The sequence below is a fragment of the Pseudarthrobacter ribosi genome, from assembly GCF_055412865.1.
Map to the genome: position 1 here is coordinate 114,939 of NZ_JBVAYZ010000001.1, position 18,345 is coordinate 133,283.

The following is an 18,345-nucleotide window of genomic DNA, read 5'->3' on the forward strand; positions in this document are numbered from 1 at the left end:
CGTTTGTTGTCCTGTCGGGCGTGCGGCTTAGAGCCCGACTTCGGCGGACTGCAGGAGCGCGACGGCGTCCGGCTGGCCTTCGAAGGTCACGAGCGCGTGGCGGGTGCGCCCGTGCGCGTGCATCAGGAGTTCACTCGGTTCGCCGACGATCGCCACGGACACCGGGGCGCGCTTGGCGACGTGCCGGGGGCCGGAGGGGCGCACCAGCACGATTCCGAGGTCCACGCCGCGGTAGAGGATGGCCGCGCGCTTCACGAGTTCATCCCAGAGGGCGTCCGAGTACTCCTCATCGAGGGCTCGCGGCGCCCAGCGGTCCACGGCGCGGCGGACGTCCTCCGTGTGGACGAAGTACTCGATCAGGTTGGCGCTTTCGTCCAGCGCCTTGATCTTCATCGGCGATAGCACGGACGGTCCGGCACGGAAGGAGTAGACCAGCTTGTTGTACTCCTCCGGCGTCGTGAGCTTGGCCGCCAGTGCGGCCGTTGCCTGGTCCGAGGCCTTGGCCAGGCGCTTGATCAGCAGGCCGAGTCCGACGGCGGCTTTGCGCTCGCGCAAGTACAGGTGGGCCGCAAGGTCCCTGGTACGCCAGCCCTCACAGAGCGTGGGGGAGTCAGGACCGGCCGCCAGTAAGGTTTCGGCCAGAACTTCTCGGGAGGGATCGACGAAATGCATCACTTGTGAAACTAGCACGAGACGACGGCGCGTGCGCACCTGAACCGCCGTCGTTGTGGCCCCAGGGAAGTGATTCGCGGCGTGGTGACGCCGATGTTAAGCGGGGCGCCGGGAAGCTGGGCGGCAGCCCGCGCCAAGGCACTAGACTTGACTAGATGTCTGAGCAGCCCGACCCCGCCCTTACTAATGGAAGCCCCGCTGACGGAACTACCGTCAACGGAGAGCCCGTTAGCACCGCCGTTCCCGGCCCGGCCACGCCCGCAAGCCCGCTACCGGTGGGCCTTGCTGACGCGCTGAAGCGCGACAGCGCCGGCCTGGTCGCAGCGATCGTGCAGCAGTACGACACCAACGAGGTGCTGATGCTGGGCTGGATGGACGACGAGGCCCTGCACCGCACCATGACCAGCGGGCGGGTGACGTTCTACTCCCGCTCCCGCCAGGAGTACTGGCGCAAGGGGGACACCTCCGGCCACGTGCAGTGGGTCAAATCCCTCGCGATGGACTGCGACGGCGATGCGCTGCTGGTCCGCGTGGATCAGGTCGGCGCAGCCTGCCACACCGGGACCCGGACCTGCTTCGAAGGCCGCGGACTTGACGTCGTCACCGGCCACGCCGGCTGACCCGGTAAGCGTCGGCTGACCGGTAACACCTCCGGCCCGGCCGCTGACTGCGGCGCACAGCCACCCAACACAGCCACACAACACAGCCTCACCGGCGGACAGCCCCAGACACTCAACCTTCAGGACCACTGAAAGAACAGGCGGAAACCACAGCCATGCAGGACCTTGGAATCATCAGCCCGGGCCTGGAGGAGTTCCGTGAACTCGCAGGCCACAGCCGTGTCATCCCCGTCCGGCTGAAGGTGCTGGCTGACGCCGAAACCCCGATCGGGCTGTACCGCAAACTCGCCCAGGGCCAGCCCGGCACGTTCCTGATGGAATCCGCGGCCGTCGGCGGTTCCTGGTCCCGCTACTCCTTCATCGGTGCCCGCTCACGGGCGACCCTGACCACCAAGGACGGCCAGGCGCACTGGCTCGGCGAACCGCCCGTCGGCGTTCCGCTGGGCGGCAGCCCGGTGGACGCCATCCGCGACACCGTCGAGGCCCTCCGCACCGACCGTTTCGACGGCCTTCCGCCGTTCACCTCAGGACTGGTCGGCTTCCTCGGCTGGGAAACCGTCCGGCACTGGGAGAAGCTCACCAGCCCGCCCGAGGACGACCTGGAACTGCCGGAAATGGCGCTGAACCTCGTCACCGACATGGCGGTGCACGACAACATGGACGGCACCGTGCTGCTGATCGCCAACGCGATCAACTTCGACAACAGCACCGAACGCGTCGACGAGGCCTGGCATGACGCCGTCGCCCGGGTCAAGGCCCTGCTGGCGCAGGTCAGCACCCCCGTCCAGCAGCCCGTCTCCGTGCTGGACCCGGCCGCCCTGGACTTCGCCTCCAGCGTGCAGGAACGCTGGGACGAGACGGACTACCTTGCAGCCCTGGACCGCAGCAAGGAAGCGATCGTCGACGGCGAGGTCTTCCAGGTGGTCATCTCGCGCCGCTTCGAAATGGAATGCGGCGCCGACCCGCTGGATGTCTACCGGGTGCTCCGGAACACCAACCCCAGCCCGTACATGTACATCTTCAGCCTCGAGGACGCCAACGGCCGGCAGTACTCGATCGTCGGGTCCTCCCCGGAAGCGCTGGTAACCGTGACCGGCGAGGAAGTCATCACCCACCCCATCGCCGGTTCCCGGCCGCGCGGCAAGACCGTGGAGGCGGACAAGGCCCTGGCCGAGGAACTCCTCGCGGACGAGAAGGAACGCGCCGAACACCTGATGCTGGTGGACCTGTCCCGCAACGACCTGTCCAAGGTCTGCGTGGCCGGATCCGTCGACGTCACCCAGTTCATGGAGGTCGAGCGCTTCAGCCACATCATGCACCTGGTCTCCACCGTGGTCGGCAAACTCGCGCCCACGGCCAAGGCCTACGACGTGCTGAAGGCGACCTTCCCGGCCGGAACGCTGTCCGGCGCCCCCAAACCCCGCGCGCTGCGCCTGCTCGACGAGCTGGAGCCGCACCGCCGCGGGATCTACGGGGGAGTGGTGGGTTACCTCGACTTCGCCGGTGACATGGACATGGCGATCGCCATCCGCTCGGCCCTGCTGCGGGAAGGCCGCGCCTACGTGCAGGCCGGCGGCGGCATTGTGGCTGACTCGGTGAACGCCACCGAAGCCCTCGAAACCGTCAACAAGGCCGCCGCCCCGATGCGTGCCGTCCACACCGCCCGGTCGCTGCGCAACATCACGCCGGACTCCGTTTCCGACGCCGGGGCGCAGGCATGAGCGACACCACGGTCAGGAGCTCCAGCCCCGTCGTTCCCCGCTGGGCCCGGAAATCCACCCTCGTGCTGGCCATCGCCGCCCTGGCGCTGGCCGTCTTCGGCACCACCACGCAGACCTGGCTCACCGTCCACCTCGACCCGGCCCAGCTCGGCCAGGCCGTCGACAGCCAGGACGGCCTGCAGGTGCAGGGCAGCAAAGCCGCGACCACGGTGACGGCCCTGGCGCTGGTGGCCCTCGCCGGCGGACTCGCCGCGTCGATTGCCGGCCGGATCGGCCGCTGGATCATCACGGCGCTCATTCTGCTGGCCGCGGCCGGCATCGTCAGCGCCGCCGCGGTCGTCATTGCGGACCCGCTGGCCGCCGCCCAGGGCTCCATCGCCGCCGCCACGGGGATCACGGGCAGCAACGTGCAGGTGGACGTCACGGTGTTCCCGGCCCTCGCCGTCGTCGCCGGCAGCCTGCTGGGGCTCAGCGCCCTGCTGGTCATCCCGGCGGGCCGCTACTGGAAGTCGCGCACGAGATATGACACGGCAGCCACGGGTGCGGCCGCCGGCGGGTCCGCGGCGCCGGCCGGACCGGCAGACGAGATCGACAGCTGGGACCGCTTGTCACGCGGTGACGACCCCACCTGAGCCGACGCCACGTGCCCGGCCAGCTACGCGCACAGCCATGCGGCCGGTAACGCGGCCAACAACACTGCCAATAAATGGCAGAATGTAAGCAGTATTCACCCTGAGGAGATTTCAATGAGCAAAGCATCTGTTTCCGCCCCCAAGCCCGCTGCCGGAACCGGCTACTCCTACGACGACATCGATCACCGCGAACCGACCGGCCACGGCAACAGCCCGGCCGCCTGGACGACGGTATTTGTCATGCTCGTCGGCGCCCTCATCATGTCCATCGCCTTTGTCATCGCCAACACCACGATCTTCATCGCTGGCGGCGTTGTGATGCTGCTTGGCCTGGTCATCGGCTTCATCATGCGCAAAGCCGGATACGGCGTGGGCGGCAGCAAGCTGAAGAACTCCGGCCACTAAGGGTGACTGTTCTCGATGACATCAACGCCGGTGTCAGGGAGGATATGGAGGCCCGTCAGCGCCTCGTCACGCTCGCGGAACTGAAGGAGCGTGCCGCCGCGGCCGCGCCGGCACGCGACGCCTGGGCCGCCCTGGGCGGGGCCTCAGCGACCCGCGGGCAGCTGAAGGTTATCGCCGAAATCAAGCGCCGCAGCCCCTCCAAAGGCGATCTCGCGAGCATCGCGGACCCCGCCTCGCTCGCCGTGCAGTACGCCGAGGGCGGCGCCGCCGCGATCAGCGTCCTCACCGAACAGCGCCGCTTCAACGGCTCCCTCGCCGACTTCGACGCCGTCCGGGCCGCCGTGGACACCCCGCTGCTGCGCAAAGACTTCATGATCGATGAGTACCAGATCTGGGAGGCCCGGGCACACGGTGCCGACCTGATCCTGCTGATCGTGGCGTCCCTGTCCGACGCGCAGCTGCGCGAGTTCAGCGCCCTCAGCCGCGAACTCGGCATGAACGTGCTCGTCGAGACGCACACCGCCGAGGAAATCCGGCGGGCGGTCGCCGCGGAAGCCCGGATCATCGGCGTCAACGTCCGCAACCTCAAGACGCTCGACGTCGACCGTTCCGTTTTCGCCGAACTCGCCGGAGGCATTCCCGCCGGCGCGCTGGTCATCGCGGAATCGGGCGTGCGCGGCGTCGACGACGTCCGGCACTACGCCGCGAACGGCGCCAACGCGGTCCTCGTCGGCGAAGCCCTGGTCAGCGACGCGACCCCGCGGGAGCGGATCGCCGAATTCATGGCCGCCGGAGCCGAAGCAATCGCCGCACGTTCCTGACCCGCGCTTCCTGCCGGGCACCTCCCGGCAGGACGCCGGCAGCGCCTCCGTGCGGCACCCAGATCTAATCAACAGTGGAACAGGATGGTGAGACCGATGGTCGATGCGCCAGCAGCCGGCTCAGACGAAAGCGCCGTGGACGCGTTCCTGCAGGGTGGAGAATCCCTGCGGCACGCCCCCGGACCCTACTTCGGCTCCTACGGCGGCCGATGGATGCCCGAGTCACTCATCGCCGCCCTGGACGAGCTCGAGGACACCTTCGAGAAAGCCAAGGCGGACCCCGAGTTCACCGCGCAGATCGCCGAGCTGAACAAGAACTACTCCGGCCGGCCCTCGCTGCTGACCGAGGCCAAGCGCTTCGCCGAGCACGCCGGGGGAGTCCGGATCTTCCTCAAGCGCGAGGACCTGAACCACACCGGCTCGCACAAGATCAACAACGTGCTGGGCCAGGCACTGCTGGCCAAGCGGATGGGCAAGACCCGCGTCATCGCCGAAACCGGCGCCGGCCAGCACGGCGTCGCCAGCGCCACCGCAGCGGCCCTGATGGGCCTGGAATGCGTTGTCTACATGGGCGCCGAGGACTGCCGCCGGCAGGCCCTGAACGTGGCCCGGATGGAGCTCCTCGGAGCCACCGTCATCCCGGTGACCAACGGCTCCCAGACGCTCAAGGACGCCATCAACGAGGCGCTCCGCGACTGGGTCGCCAACGTGGACAACACCCACTACCTGCTGGGCACCGCCGCCGGGGCGCACCCGTTCCCGGCCATGGTCCGCTACTTCCACGAGGTCATCGGCGAGGAGGCCCGCGCCCAGATCCTAAAGCAGACCGGCCGCCTGCCCGACGCCGTCTGCGCCTGCATCGGCGGCGGCTCCAACGCCATCGGCATCTTCCACGGCTTCCTGGACGATCCCTCGGTCAAGATCTACGGCTTCGAGGCCGGCGGCGAGGGCGTCGAAACCGGCCGCCACGCCGCCACCATCACGCTCGGCAAACCCGGCGTGCTGCACGGCGCCCGCTCGTACCTCATGCAGGACGACGACGGCCAGACCATCGAATCGCACTCCATCTCGGCAGGGCTGGACTACCCCGGCGTCGGCCCGGAGCACTCCTACCTCGCGGACATCGGGCGGGTCAGCTACGAGCCGATCACCGACAGCGAGGCCATGGACGCGTTCCGGCTGCTCTGCCGCACCGAGGGCATCATCCCGGCCATCGAATCGGCACACGCCCTGGCCGGTGCCATGAAGGTCGGCCAGCGGCTGGCCGCCGAAGGCGACGATGCAGTCGGTGCCGCAGGCAAGACATCAGAGAAGATCGTGCTCGTGAACCTCTCCGGCCGCGGCGACAAGGACGTGGCCACCGCCGCGGAATGGTTCGACCTGCTGGACAAGGATTCACCCGAACACGAGATCGCCAAAGAGGGGGAGCAGCTGTGAGCACCGTCCAGGACCCGGGCACTGCCCGGACCGCCAGCAAGTCGGCCGCGGCCATCGACCGCGCCAAAGCGCAGGGCCGCGCGGCCCTGATCGGCTACCTGCCCGCCGGCTACCCGAGCGTCGAGGCGACCATCGCGGCCGGCATCGCCCTCGCGGAAAACGGCGCGGACCTGATCGAAATCGGCATCCCGTACTCCGACCCGGTCATGGACGGCCTGGTCATCCAGGCCGCGACCACCGAGGCCCTCGCGAAGGGCTTCCACGTCAAGCAGGTCTTCGACGTCGTCCGCGGCATCACCAGCAAGACCGACGCCGCCGTGCTGGTCATGACCTACTGGAATCCCGTGGTCCGGATGGGTGTTGACGAATTTTCCCGCCAGCTGGCAGAAGCCGGGGGAGCCGGGCTCATCACCCCGGACCTGATCCCGGACGAGGCGTCGGAATGGATGGCAGCCTCGGACCAGTACGGCCTGGACCGGGTGTTCCTGGTGGCGCCGTCGTCCTCCCCGGAGCGGATGAAACGCACCGTGGAGGCAAGCCGCGGCTTCGTCTACGCTGTGTCGATCATGGGTGTCACCGGTGCCCGCGCCTCGGTCAGCTCCGCGGCCAGGGACGTGGTGGCCGCCGCGCACGCCGCGGGCGCCGAACGCGTCTGCGTCGGGCTGGGCGTGTCCAACGCTGACCAGGTCCGGGAGATCGCCGCCTACGCGGACGGCGTGATTGTGGGCACCGCGCTGGTCGTCGCCATCGGCGACGGCGGCGTGGACGCGGTAGCGGCCTTGACGAAAGACCTCAGCACCGGCCTTACCAGGGAAGAAGCCTAAGCAAATGCAGTCAGTCCTCCACGCGGCGGCGATGATCCCCGCGAGTATTCCGAGCCCGGACTGGTCCGGTTTCGACATCCCGCTGCCGTGGGGGTCACTGCGGATCCATGCCTACGCCCTGTGCATCCTGCTTGGCATCATCGCCGGCCTCTGGCTCACCTCCGTGCGTTGGGCCAAGCGCGGCGCTCCCGAGGGCAGCGTGTGGGACATCGCCATCTGGGCCATCCCGTTCGGCATCATCGGCGGCCGGCTCTACCACGTGGTGTCCTCCCCGGACGCGTACTTCGGCCCCGGCTTCGACGGCACCGGTGACCTGTCCCTGATCCCGCAGCTCCAGCGCGGCGGGCTGGGTATCTGGGGCGCCGTACTGCTGGGCGTCGTGGGTGCGTGGATCGGCTGCCGCAAGGCGGGCGTCAAGCTCAGCGCCTTCCTCGATGCCGCGGCTCCCGGGCTGCTGCTGGCCCAGGCGATCGGCCGCTGGGGCAACTACTTCAACCAGGAGCTCTTCGGCGGGCCCACCACCCTGCCGTGGGGCCTGCAGATCGACGCCGAAAACCCGAACTTCCCTCCGGGCATGGCCGCGGACACGCTCTTCCACCCGACTTTCCTCTACGAATCCCTCTGGAACCTGGCCGGCGTCGGCATTCTGCTGCTGCTGGACCGCAAGTTCCGATTCCGCCGCGGCCGCCTGTTCTGCCTGTACGCGGTCTACTACACGCTGGGCCGGGTCTGGATCGAAGCGATGCGGATCGACGACGCCGAGCTGGTCGGCCTCTTCGGCATCACCACCCGGCTGAACGTGTGGACCAGCATCTTCGTCCTGCTGGGCGCACTTGCTGCGTTCATCCTCCTGGGCCTGCGCAAGAGCACGGAACCCGACACGGTCTACCTGCCCGGACACGAACCGTCCGGTACGGACACGGACAGCGGTACCGACACGGACACCGACACTGACAGTGTCGCCGACCCTGTCACTGACGCCGGTACCGACGCCGGCACGGCACGCTCCGACGCCCGCGATGACGCGGGCGACAAGGTGCCGGCCACCGTGCCGGCGGACGCTGTTCCTGCCTACAGCAATGCCCGGCATGCGGATTCTGCTGTCTCAGATAGTGAATCCCGTGATAATCTCCCTGATAACCAAAGCGGTCCAGGCCACGCTTCCGCCCCAGCTGAAGCGTCAAAGGAATCCACCGGCGGCACCAAGCCCGCCACCGGAGTACCGGCGGCCGGAACCCCCGGCCACCAGGTCACCGGAACCGCGCCGGAAGCTGAGGGCACCAAGTAGCTCAGCCCCGGCAAACCGGGCCGCGGAGTCACCCCTCGCAGAGCCCGTTCCCACAGCGTCGTGGCAGCAGGGAAAGCGGCGGACTGCAGACAGCTGCGGTTCGCGCAAACCCGGGACGGCGTTCGCGTAACTGTTAGTGCAGGAAGCGGCGCTGACCTACAATTCGAATAAGAAAAAACTCTGTTGTGCCCATCACACCGGCGCACCGATGCGGGCCAATGTTGTCCCTCCCATACGCACGATCAGGAGGAAGGACGTCTTCCATGACCCAAACCCTGCACAGCCCCAGTTGGTCCGAGCCTCAGCAGCCCGCCATGTCACCTTTCAAGCGCTTCGCCGCGCTTCCCGAGGCGGCCGGGCTCTACAACCCCGAGCAGGAGAAGGACGCCTGCGGCCTCGCCATCATCGCCACGCTGCGGGGGGAACCGGGTTACGACATCGTTGACGCCGCCCTGACGGCCCTGCGCAACCTCGAGCACCGCGGTGCCGTGGGCGCGGACGAAGGCACCGGCGACGGCGCCGGACTGCTGATGCAGATCCCGGACGAATTCTTCCGCGCCGTGACCGACTTCGAACTTCCTGCCCCCGGCCAGTTTGTCGCCGGCACCGCGTTCCTCCCCGCGGAGCAGCGCGAATCCGACGCGGCGAAGGCCGGCATCGAGGGCCTCGCCGCCGACGAGGGCCTGAAAGTCCTCGGCTGGCGCGAAGTGCCGATCGTCGCCGACCTGGTCGGGGCGATGGCCCGGGCCTGCATGCCCTACTTCTCCCAGCCGTTCTTTGCCTCCAGCACCGGGGAAGTGCTGGAGCGCAACGAACTCGACTCGCGCGCCTGGCGCATCCGGAAGCGGGCGCAGAACAAGTTCGGCGTGTACTTCCCGTCGCTGTCCTCCCGGACCATTGTCTACAAGGGCATGCTGACCACGGCCCAGCTCGAGCCGTTCTACCCGGACCTCTCGGACAAGCGCTTCAAGACCAAGCTTGCGATCGTCCACTCACGCTTCTCCACCAACACCTTCCCGTCCTGGCCGCTGGCCCAGCCTTTCCGGACCATCGCCCACAACGGCGAAATCAACACGGTCAAGGGAAACCGGAACTGGATGCGCGCCCGCCAGTCGCAGCTGGCCAACCCGCTGCTGGGGGAATCGCCCGAGGAGCTGTACCCGATCTGCACTCCGGGCGCTTCCGACTCGGCGTCCTTCGACGAGGTCGCGGAATTGCTCTGGCTCTCCGGTCGGCCGATCACGCACTCGATCATGATGATGATCCCCGAGGCCTGGGAAAACCACGCCACGATGGATCCGGCCCGCCGCGCCTTCTACGAGTACCACTCGCTGCTGATGGAACCGTGGGACGGCCCCGCCGCCGTGTCCTTCACCGACGGCAACCTCGTCGGCGCCACCCTGGACCGTAACGGCCTGCGTCCGGGCCGGTTCTGGATCACCGAGGACGGCCTGATTATCTTCGCCTCCGAGGTCGGCGTGATCGACGTCGAACCCTCCAAGGTGGTCAAGAAGGGCCGCGTCTCACCGGGCAAGATGTTCCTCGTGGACACCGACGCCGGCCGGATCATCAGCGACGCCGAGGTCAAGGCCGAGGTCGCGGCAGCCAACCCCTGGGCCGACTGGGTCAAGGAAAACCTGATCGACCTCAAGGACCTGCCCGAACGCGAGCACGTGGTGCACACCGCGGCGTCGGTCAACATCCGCCAGCGCACCTTCGGCTACACCACCGAGGAACTGAAGATCCTGCTCGGCCCGATGGCCCGCACCGGCGCCGAGCCGCTCGGCGCCATGGGCTCGGACACCCCCGTCGCCGTGCTCTCGAAGCGGCCCCGGCTGCTGTTCGACTACTTCGTGCAGTCCTTCGCGCAGGTCACCAACCCGCCGCTGGACGCCATCCGCGAGGAACTCGTCACCTCGCTGACCTGCGCCATCGGTCCCAACGGCAACCTGCTGGACACCAAGCAGGTCCGCCAGCCGCAGGTTTCGCTGCCGTTCCCCGTGATCAACAACGACCAGCTCGCCAAGATCGCGAACATCGAGAACGCCGACGGCGACAAGGTCGCCATGAAGGTCCGCGGCCTCTACCGCCCCGAAGGCGGCGAGAACGCGCTCCGCGCCCGGCTGACCGAAATCTGCGAGCAGGTCTCCGGCGCCATCAACCGCGGCGTCCAGTACGTGGTCCTCTCGGACCGTGACTCGAACGCCCAGTGGGCGCCGATCCCGTCCCTGCTGCTGGTCAGCGCCGTGCACCACCACCTGCTGCGCAGCGCCAACCGCACCAAGACTGCCCTGGTGGTCGAGGCCGGCGACGTCCGCGAAACCCACCACGTGGCCGTGCTGATCGGCTACGGTGCTTCGGCCGTGAACCCGTACCTGGCCATGGAATCCGTGGAGCAGCTCATTTCCACCGGCGACGTCCTGGGGGTCACCCCGCAGGACGGCGTCTACAACCTGATCAAGGGCCTCGGCAAGGGCGTCCTGAAGATCATGTCCAAGATGGGCATCTCCACCGTGGCCTCCTACACCGGAGCCCAGACGTTCGAGGCCCTGGGCCTCGGCCAGGACCTGGTGGATGAGTACTTCTCCGGCACGCACTCCCAGCTCGGCGGCGTCGGCCTGGACGTTATCGCGGCCGAGGTCGCGGCACGCCACCGGATGGCGTACCCCGAGAACGGCATCGAGCAGCCCCACCAGGCCCTGATGGGCGGCGGCGAGTACCAGTGGCGCCGCGACGGCGAGCCGCACCTGTTCAACCCGGAGACCGTGTTCCGGCTGCAGCACGCCACGCGTGAGCGCCGCTACGACATCTTCAAGTCCTACACCCGCGGGGTGGACGACCAGTCCGAGAACCTGATGACCCTGCGCGGGCTGCTGAAGTTCAAGGCCGGGCTGCGCCCCGCAGTCCCGCTGGAGGAAGTCGAGTCCGTCTCCAGCATCGTCAAGCGGTTCTCCACCGGCGCAATGAGCTACGGCTCCATCTCGCAGGAGGCCCACGAAACCCTCGCGATCGCCATGAACCGGCTGGGCGGCAAGTCCAACACCGGTGAAGGCGGCGAGGACGTGGACCGGCTGCTCGATCCGACGCGCCGCTCGGCGGTCAAGCAGATCGCCTCCGGCCGTTTCGGCGTGACGAGCCTGTACCTGACCAACGCCGATGACATCCAGATCAAGATGGCGCAGGGTGCCAAGCCCGGCGAAGGCGGCCAGCTGATGGCGCAGAAGGTCTACCCCTGGGTGGCCCGGACACGGCACTCGACGCCCGGCGTCGGGCTCATCTCCCCGCCCCCGCACCACGACATCTACTCGATCGAGGACCTCGCCCAGCTGATCTACGACGCGAAGCGGGCCAACCCCTCGGCGCGGGTGCACGTCAAGCTGGTCTCCGAGGTCGGGATCGGCACGGTGGCCGCCGGCGTCACGAAGGCCAAGGCCGACGTCGTCCTGGTGTCCGGGCACGACGGCGGCACCGGCGCCTCGCCGCTGAACTCGCTCAAGCATGCCGGTGTGCCGTGGGAGCTGGGTCTCGCCGAGACGCAGCAGACGCTCATGCTCAACGGCCTGCGCGACCGCGTGGTGGTGCAGGTGGACGGCCAGCTCAAGACCGGCCGCGACGTGGTGATTGCCGCGCTGCTCGGCGGCGAGGAGTTCGGTTTCGCCACCGCCCCGCTGGTGGTCTCCGGCTGCATCATGATGCGCGTCTGCCACCTCGACACCTGCCCGGTGGGCGTCGCGACGCAGAACCCGGAACTGCGCTCCCGTTTCAACGGCAAGCCGGAGTTCGTGGTCAACTTCTTCGAGTTCCTCGCCGAGGAAGTCCGCGAGATCCTGGCCGAACTGGGCTTCCGGAGCATCGAGGAAGCGATCGGTCACGCCGAAATGCTCGACACCCGTGAGGCGATCAACCACTGGAAGGCCGAAGGGCTGGACCTGGACCCGATCCTGCACGGGCTCGAGTTCGACGACGACGCCCCGCTGCGCAACCTCACCGGCCAGAACCACGAGCTGGACAAGCACTTTGACCAGCGCCTGATGGTGATGGCCGCGGAAGCCCTGAGCGACCGCACCCCGGTCAAGATCGCGGTGAACGTCATCAACACGGACCGCTCCGTCGGCACGATGCTGGGCCATGTGGTCACCAAGACCTTCAGCACGGACGTGCTGGCGACGGACACCATCGACATCACCCTGACCGGCACCGCCGGCCAGTCGCTCGGCGCGTTCCTGCCGGCCGGCATCACGCTGCGGATGTTCGGTGACTCCAACGACTACGTCGGCAAGGGCCTTTCCGGCGGGCGCATCATCGTCCGGCCGGACCGCACCAACGTGTTCCCGGCCGAGCGCAATGTGATCGCCGGCAACGTGATCGGCTACGGCGCCACCAGCGGCGAGATGTTCCTGCGCGGCCAGGTCGGCGAACGCTTTATGGTCCGCAACTCCGGCGCCACCGCGGTGGTCGAGGGAATCGGCGACCACGGCTGCGAGTACATGACCGGCGGCCAGACGCTCATCATCGGCCGCACCGGCCGCAACTTCGGTGCCGGCATGTCCGGGGGCACGGCCTACGTGCTGGACCTGCAGACCGAACGCGTCAACAAGCAGGCCCTCGAAGCCGGCGAACTGCAGCTGTGCGAACTGGACGCCGAGGACCGAGAGATTGTCCATGGGCTGCTCCTGAAGCACTCCGAGGAGACCGAATCGCTGCTCGCGGCGCGGCTGCTGGAGAACTTCGATGACACCGCAGCCCGCATAACCAAGGTGCTGCCGCGCGACTACGCGGCCGTCCTGCAAACCCGTCTCGACGCCATCGAAGAGGGCCTTGACCCCGACGGCGAAGAAGTTTGGTCTCGAATCCTGGAGGTGACCGGTGGCTGATCCACGCGGATTTCTGAAAGTACGTCAGCGCGAAACCCAGCCCCGCCGTCCCGTTCCGGTCCGCATCATGGACTGGAAGGAAGTCTATGAGGCCCAGGAAAAAGGTGTCCTGAAGGCGCAGGCCGGCCGCTGCATGGACTGCGGCGTGCCGTTCTGCCACCAGGGCTGCCCGCTGGGCAACCTGATTCCGGAATGGAACGACCTCATCTGGCGGGACAAGGGCGAGGAAGCGATGGAGCGGCTGCACGCCACCAACAACTTCCCCGAGTTCACCGGCCGGCTCTGCCCGGCCCCCTGCGAGGCGTCCTGCGTGCTGGGCATCAACCAGCCCGCCGTGACGATCAAGCAGGTCGAGGTTTCGATCGTGGACCAGGCGTTCGAGAACGGCTGGGTTAACCCGCTGCCGCCGGCCCGCCTCAGCGGCAAGACGGTCGCCGTCGTCGGCTCCGGCCCCGCCGGGCTCGCCGTCGCGCAGCAGCTGACCCGGGTGGGCCACACCGTCGCCGTCTACGAGCGCGACGACAAGATCGGCGGTCTCCTGCGGTACGGGATCCCCGATTTCAAGATGGAAAAAGAGCACGTGGACCGCCGCCTGGAGCAGATGAAGGCCGAAGGCACCCGCTTCCGGACCGGTGTCGCCGTCGGCACGGACGTGACCTGGGAGCAGCTGCGCCGCCGTTACGACGCCGTCGTCGTCGCCACCGGCGCCACCGTCCCGCGTGACCTGCCGATCCCGGGCCGCGAGCTCGAGGGTGTGCACTTCGCGATGGACTACCTCGTCCCGGCCAACCGTGTGGTGGCGGGGGAGACGGTCGAGAACCAGATCAACGCTGCCGGCAAGCACGTTGTCATCCTTGGCGGCGGCGACACCGGCGCGGACTGCCTCGGCACCGCGCACCGGCACCAGGCCGCGTCCGTCACCACCCTGGCGATCGGCAAGCAGCCGCCGGCCGAGCGCGCCGGCCACCAGCCGTGGCCGACGTTCCCCACCCTGTTCGAAGTTGCCAGCGCCCACGAGGAAGGCGGCGAACGCACCTACCTCGCCTCGACCGTGGAGTTCGTCGGCGAGAACGGCAGACTGACCGGCGTGAAGGTGGCCGAGACCGAATTCGTCGACGGCAAGCGCCTCCCGAAGGCCGGCACCGAGCGGATCATCCCGGCGGACCTGGTCTTCCTGTCCCTGGGCTTCACCGGTCCGGAACCGGCCGGGATCACCGAACAGGTCAGCGCCGAGTTCGACGGCCGCGGCAACGTGGCCCGCGACGGCTACTACATGACCAACACGGAAGGCATCTTCGTCGCCGGAGACGCCGGCCGCGGACAGTCCCTCATCGTCTGGGCCATTGCCGAGGGGCGCGCCTGCGCCGCCGCGGTGGACAAGTTCCTGATGGGCAGCACCATCCTTCCGGCCCCCGTGGCGCCGACCGACCGGGCCATGGCCGTCCTGTAGGCCGAAGCCGCTTCCCGGTGGCCGGCGACGGTCACATTCTGCCAACAACTTCATCCATACAATCGACTACTAGGGTAGGTATATGAGACGCGCTAAAATAGTGGCCACCTTCGGACCGGCAATCGCGAGCTTTGAGAACACTCTCGCCGTGCTGGAAGCCGGCGTCGACGTGGCCCGCATGAACATGAGCCATGGCGACTACGCCGTCCACGACAGCACGTACGAGAACGTCCGCAAGGCTGCCGGGCAGCTCGGCAAGCCGGTCGCCATCATGGCTGACCTGCAGGGGCCGAAGATCCGCCTGGGCCGGTTCGTGGACGGGCCGCACCTGCTGGCCGTCGGCGACACCTTCACCATCACCACGGAGGACGTTCCGGGCACCAAGGACATCTGCTCCACGACGCTCAAGAGCCTCACCGAGGACGTCAAGCCCGGCGACGCCCTGCTGATCGACGACGGCAAGGTCGCCCTCCGCGCGATCGACGTCGACGAGGTCAAGGTGGTCGCCCAGGTGATCGTCGGCGGCTACGTGTCGAACAACAAGGGCATCAACCTGCCCGGCGTGGCCGTCAACGTGCCGGCGCTGAGCGTAAAGGATGAGGACGATCTCCGCTGGGCCATGCGCCGCGGCGTGGACATGGTGGCCCTCTCGTTCGTCCGCGACGCCTCGGACATCAAGCGCGTCCACGAGATCATGGACGAAGAAGGCCGCCGCGTGCCGGTCATCGCCAAGATCGAGAAGCCGCAGGCCGTCGAGCAGCTCCCCGAGATCATCGACGCCTTCGACGCCATCATGGTGGCCCGTGGCGACCTCGGCGTGGAACTTCCGCTCGAGGAAGTGCCGATCGTGCAGAAGCGCGCCGTTGAACTGGCCCGCCGGTGGGCCAAGCCGGTCATCGTGGCAACCCAGGTGCTCGAGTCCATGATCGACAACCCGCGCCCGACCCGCGCCGAGGCCTCCGACTGCGCCAACGCCGTACTCGACGGCGCCGATGCGGTCATGCTCTCGGGCGAGACCAGCGTGGGCAAGTTCCCGATCGAGACCGTCAAGACCATGGCCCGGATCATCGAATCCACCGAGGTCCACGGCCTGGAGCGCGTCCCCCCGCTGGGCACCAAGCCCAAGACCCGCGGTGGCGCCATCACCCGTGCCGCCGTCGAGATCGCCGACCAGCTGGATGCGAGGTACATCTGTGCGTTCACCCAGTCCGGTGACTCCGCCCGGCGTTTGTCGCGGTTGCGTCCGATCCGCCCGGTCTTCGCCTTCACCCCGGTGGAGCATGTCTGGAACCAGCTGGCGCTGACCTGGGGCATCCAGCCGGTGCTGGTCCCGATGGTGGGCCACACCGATGAGATGACTGCCCAGGTGGACCGAAGCCTGCTGAACATGAACGTCGTCGAGGACGGCGACATGGTGGTCATCGCCGCCGGGTCGCCTCCCGGAAAGGCCGGTTCCACGAATATGCTCAAGGTCCACAAGGTTGGCGACCTGGCCGACGCCGGCAGCACCGGCGACGCCGAGGTAGCCAAGGACAAGCTCGGCCCCTGGCCGGAACGGAAGAAGCGGAACTCCAAGATCTAGTTCCGCGCTTGACATAAAAGGGAGGGTCCCCGCCGCTGGCGGGGACCCTCCCTTTTGTCTATCGTTGCCTGGCTCTTGTGGTGCCTGCGGCTAGTTGACCTGGTTGATGATGGTCTCGGCTACCTCGCGCATGCTGAGGCGGCGGTCCATGGACGTCTTCTGGATCCAGCGGAAGGCCTCCGGCTCCGTCAGGCCCATCTTGGTGGTCAGGAGGCTCTTGGCGCGCTCCACGAGCTTGCGGGTGGCAAACTGCTCCTGCAGGTCGGTCACTTCACTTTCGAGCGCCTTGATCTCCTCATGGCGGGAGAGTGCGATCTCCAGGGCGGGGATGAGGTCCGCCGGGGTGAAGGGCTTGACCACGTAGGCCATGGCGCCGGCGTCGCGGGCGCGTTCAACGAGTTCCTTCTGGCTGAACGCGGTCAGCAGGACCACGGGCGCGATCCGGGCCTTGACGATCTTCTCGGCAGCGGTGATGCCGTCCATGACGGGCATCTTGACGTCCATCAGGACGAGGTCCGGCTTCAGTTCTTCGGCGAGCTGCACGGCCTTCTCACCGTTGTCTGCTTCGCCGACGACGTCGTAGCCTTCGCCCCGCAGGATCTCGATGATGTCGAGCCGGATAAGGGTCTCATCCTCGGCCACGACCACGCGGCGCGCCGGCTTGGACGTGGGGTTTGACTCCGTCTGTTCTGACACGGGAACTCCTTGGAAAGGTACGGCGGGAACTAGACCATCTTAGGTTGTCACCGCTGGTGTACTGGGACCTGGTTGGGTTCAATGCGGCGTCACTGGCGCGATTCTGGAATTCAGCCTATCTGCATGTAGAGTAATTTCGCGCACTGGAAGCGATCGCGTTGCTCACAGCACTGTGGCTGTGCGATTATGACACCGGTGTTCCGCGCCCGAGTGGCGGAATGGCAGACGCGCCGCACTCAAAATGCGGTATCGAAAGGTGTGTGGGTTCGAGTCCCACCTCGGGCACGTGTTTTCCCTGTTCAGGGGCTTGTGGGCCTCTGAGTGTTCACAAACTGTTCACTTATGGGCCCCTATGGGGCCTTTTTTGTTGGCGGCCGTTGCTGTGGCCGGCGGCTCCTTCTCGAGGTTTCTGGTAGCGGTGGCGCTGCTTACTCGTTCATGGCCCGGGGTGCCGCTAACTGCATGACTGGACGCTAGCTGGGGGAGCGGTGCGGCATTTGCTGGTTTGCATTTCTTGATGTCATGACTGTTCATGGCGCCGCTGCCAGGTAAGTGCATGACTTGGTGCGTCTTGTTGACGGGTTCTGCCCGGCGTTGGGTTGCGGAACCGGACCGCTCTGTTCCGGTTGATTCTGGCAATCTGCAGGCTCCCATGTCGTTGCCAGTGGCGAGGACGCCGCCGGGGCGTCGGCGCTTAGGGTACGTTTCGGCTGCTACAACCTATCCATGGGATGGCGCGACAAGAGGAAATCTAAGCTAGTGGGTCCGTCGTCCTTCAGGTTCCGTTGAGGCTTCCTGCCGTTTGGTCCAGCCAAGGATGGTTAGCCTCGTCACCCAAAAGATGGTCAGTACAGTGCCTGCGATCACGAAGAAGATGTTGACCCGTGTCCAGCCTTCCTCTTCCAGGCGCAGCAGGACTGGAAGGATGAGGCATACGCCGACGCCCAGTCCGCACCAAGCCTGGAACCAACTCCCGAACCGCGCGGAGGACGTTGTGCTCATGCCTACATCCTTGCAACGACGTTAGAGATCAGGGTGTCTGGGCTCTTTTCCTCTGTCCGCCAGTATTGGTCGCGTTGACGGAGAACCAAGCGCCACAGCAGAACGACAAAAACTACCGTAAGCGCCACTTGGAGGCCGAGTATTAGCAGGCTCCATGGTTCAACAACCGGCAAGAAGAGGTTCATCAATGAAACGATGAGCATGCTGAACATCGCCACCAGCATGATGCGCTGTTGCTTCCGGTTCGACTCCGTTGCGCCTTGACTCATGCCCTGAGCCTATGGGTACCAACAGGTCCTGTCACGAGGAGCTAAGACTTCT

Annotated in this window: 15 protein-coding genes and 1 tRNA gene; 12 read left to right on the forward strand and 4 right to left on the reverse strand. The window is 67.1% G+C overall.

The features are described 5' to 3' along the window. Positions 1–27: 27 nt before the first annotated feature. Entirely contained in the window at positions 28–672 is a 645-nt protein-coding gene (locus ACZYZ5_RS00520; protein ID WP_463898747.1) for a TIGR03085 family metal-binding protein, read from the reverse strand. 155 nt (positions 673–827) lie between these two features. On the opposite strand from ACZYZ5_RS00520, the gene hisI reads away from it, so the two are divergent. From hisI to pyk, 11 genes are all read left to right on the forward strand, one after another. After that, entirely contained in the window at positions 828–1,292 is a 465-nt protein-coding gene (gene hisI, locus ACZYZ5_RS00525) for a phosphoribosyl-AMP cyclohydrolase (protein WP_463898404.1), read from the forward strand. Positions 1,293–1,447: 155 nt separating this feature from the next. After that, complete coding sequence (locus ACZYZ5_RS00530) at positions 1,448–3,013, forward strand: anthranilate synthase component I (protein ID WP_463898406.1); 1,566 nt, start codon at positions 1,448–1,450, stop codon at positions 3,011–3,013. Continuing rightward, positions 3,010–3,645: a Trp biosynthesis-associated membrane protein gene (locus ACZYZ5_RS00535; protein WP_463898408.1), complete on the forward strand. Its 636-nt coding sequence runs from the start codon at positions 3,010–3,012 to the stop codon at positions 3,643–3,645. The genes ACZYZ5_RS00530 and ACZYZ5_RS00535 overlap by 4 nt, the downstream gene beginning before the upstream one ends. A 114-nt stretch (positions 3,646–3,759) precedes the next feature. Next, a complete protein-coding gene (locus tag ACZYZ5_RS00540; protein ID WP_463898409.1) occupies positions 3,760–4,050 on the forward strand; it encodes an HGxxPAAW family protein in 291 nt (96 codons plus the stop codon). Positions 4,051–4,052: 2 nt separating this feature from the next. Continuing rightward, positions 4,053–4,871: an indole-3-glycerol phosphate synthase TrpC gene (gene trpC, locus ACZYZ5_RS00545; protein ID WP_463898411.1), complete on the forward strand. Its 819-nt coding sequence runs from the start codon at positions 4,053–4,055 to the stop codon at positions 4,869–4,871. Between the two features lie 96 nt (positions 4,872–4,967). After that, on the forward strand, positions 4,968–6,308 hold the full coding sequence (gene trpB, locus ACZYZ5_RS00550; RefSeq protein WP_463898413.1) for a tryptophan synthase subunit beta: 1,341 nt from the start codon (positions 4,968–4,970) through the stop codon (positions 6,306–6,308). Beyond that, complete coding sequence (gene trpA, locus ACZYZ5_RS00555) at positions 6,305–7,132, forward strand: tryptophan synthase subunit alpha (RefSeq protein WP_463898415.1); 828 nt, start codon at positions 6,305–6,307, stop codon at positions 7,130–7,132. Before trpB ends, trpA begins: the two co-directional genes overlap by 4 nt. Before the next feature lie 4 nt (positions 7,133–7,136). Then, entirely contained in the window at positions 7,137–8,420 is a 1,284-nt protein-coding gene (lgt, locus tag ACZYZ5_RS00560) for a prolipoprotein diacylglyceryl transferase (protein WP_463898416.1), read from the forward strand. 263 nt (positions 8,421–8,683) lie between these two features. Next, entirely contained in the window at positions 8,684–13,294 is a 4,611-nt protein-coding gene (gltB, locus tag ACZYZ5_RS00565; RefSeq protein WP_463898418.1) for a glutamate synthase large subunit, read from the forward strand. Further along, positions 13,287–14,744 (forward strand): glutamate synthase subunit beta, encoded by a 1,458-nt coding sequence (locus ACZYZ5_RS00570; RefSeq protein WP_463898420.1) that lies wholly within the window; start codon positions 13,287–13,289, stop codon positions 14,742–14,744. The genes gltB and ACZYZ5_RS00570 overlap by 8 nt, the downstream gene beginning before the upstream one ends. 82 nt (positions 14,745–14,826) lie before the next feature. Continuing rightward, positions 14,827–16,326, forward strand: a complete 1,500-nt coding sequence (pyk, locus tag ACZYZ5_RS00575; protein WP_463898423.1) for a pyruvate kinase — start codon at positions 14,827–14,829, stop codon at positions 16,324–16,326. A 90-nt stretch (positions 16,327–16,416) separates the two neighbouring features. Here pyk and ACZYZ5_RS00580 read toward each other — a convergent pair whose 3' ends face one another. After that, positions 16,417–17,022 carry an ANTAR domain-containing response regulator gene (locus tag ACZYZ5_RS00580; RefSeq protein ID WP_301226264.1) on the reverse strand — a complete coding sequence of 202 codons (606 nt, stop codon included), beginning with the start codon at positions 17,020–17,022 and terminating at the stop codon, positions 16,417–16,419. A gap of 204 nt (positions 17,023–17,226) precedes the next feature. Here ACZYZ5_RS00580 and ACZYZ5_RS00585 point away from each other — a divergent pair. Then, positions 17,227–17,307: transfer RNA gene (locus ACZYZ5_RS00585), tRNA-Leu, on the forward strand. Between the two features lie 471 nt (positions 17,308–17,778). Here the strand turns inward: ACZYZ5_RS00585 and ACZYZ5_RS00590 are convergent. Further along, a complete protein-coding gene (locus ACZYZ5_RS00590) occupies positions 17,779–18,024 on the reverse strand; it encodes a hypothetical protein (RefSeq protein WP_463898426.1) in 246 nt (81 codons plus the stop codon). A 2-nt stretch (positions 18,025–18,026) separates the two neighbouring features. Next, a complete protein-coding gene (locus ACZYZ5_RS00595) occupies positions 18,027–18,293 on the reverse strand; it encodes a hypothetical protein (RefSeq protein WP_463898428.1) in 267 nt (88 codons plus the stop codon). Positions 18,294–18,345: the final 52 nt, after the last annotated feature.

What these genes read in the sequence shown, in the direction of transcription:
- ACZYZ5_RS00520 (WP_463898747.1), bottom strand. Translation starts at nt 672, where the DNA reads ATGCATTTCGTCGATCCCTCCCGAGAAGTTCTGGCCGAAACCTTACTG.
- hisI (WP_463898404.1), top strand. Translation starts at nt 828, where the DNA reads ATGTCTGAGCAGCCCGACCCCGCCCTTACTAATGGAAGCCCCGCTGAC.
- ACZYZ5_RS00530 (WP_463898406.1), top strand. Translation starts at nt 1,448, where the DNA reads ATGCAGGACCTTGGAATCATCAGCCCGGGCCTGGAGGAGTTCCGTGAA.
- ACZYZ5_RS00535 (WP_463898408.1), top strand. Translation starts at nt 3,010, where the DNA reads ATGAGCGACACCACGGTCAGGAGCTCCAGCCCCGTCGTTCCCCGCTGG.
- ACZYZ5_RS00540 (WP_463898409.1), top strand. Translation starts at nt 3,760, where the DNA reads ATGAGCAAAGCATCTGTTTCCGCCCCCAAGCCCGCTGCCGGAACCGGC.
- trpB (WP_463898413.1), top strand. Translation starts at nt 4,968, where the DNA reads ATGGTCGATGCGCCAGCAGCCGGCTCAGACGAAAGCGCCGTGGACGCG.
- lgt (WP_463898416.1), top strand. Translation starts at nt 7,137, where the DNA reads ATGCAGTCAGTCCTCCACGCGGCGGCGATGATCCCCGCGAGTATTCCG.
- gltB (WP_463898418.1), top strand. Translation starts at nt 8,684, where the DNA reads ATGACCCAAACCCTGCACAGCCCCAGTTGGTCCGAGCCTCAGCAGCCC.
- pyk (WP_463898423.1), top strand. Translation starts at nt 14,827, where the DNA reads ATGAGACGCGCTAAAATAGTGGCCACCTTCGGACCGGCAATCGCGAGC.
- ACZYZ5_RS00590 (WP_463898426.1), bottom strand. Translation starts at nt 18,024, where the DNA reads ATGAGCACAACGTCCTCCGCGCGGTTCGGGAGTTGGTTCCAGGCTTGG.
- ACZYZ5_RS00595 (WP_463898428.1), bottom strand. Translation starts at nt 18,293, where the DNA reads ATGAGTCAAGGCGCAACGGAGTCGAACCGGAAGCAACAGCGCATCATG.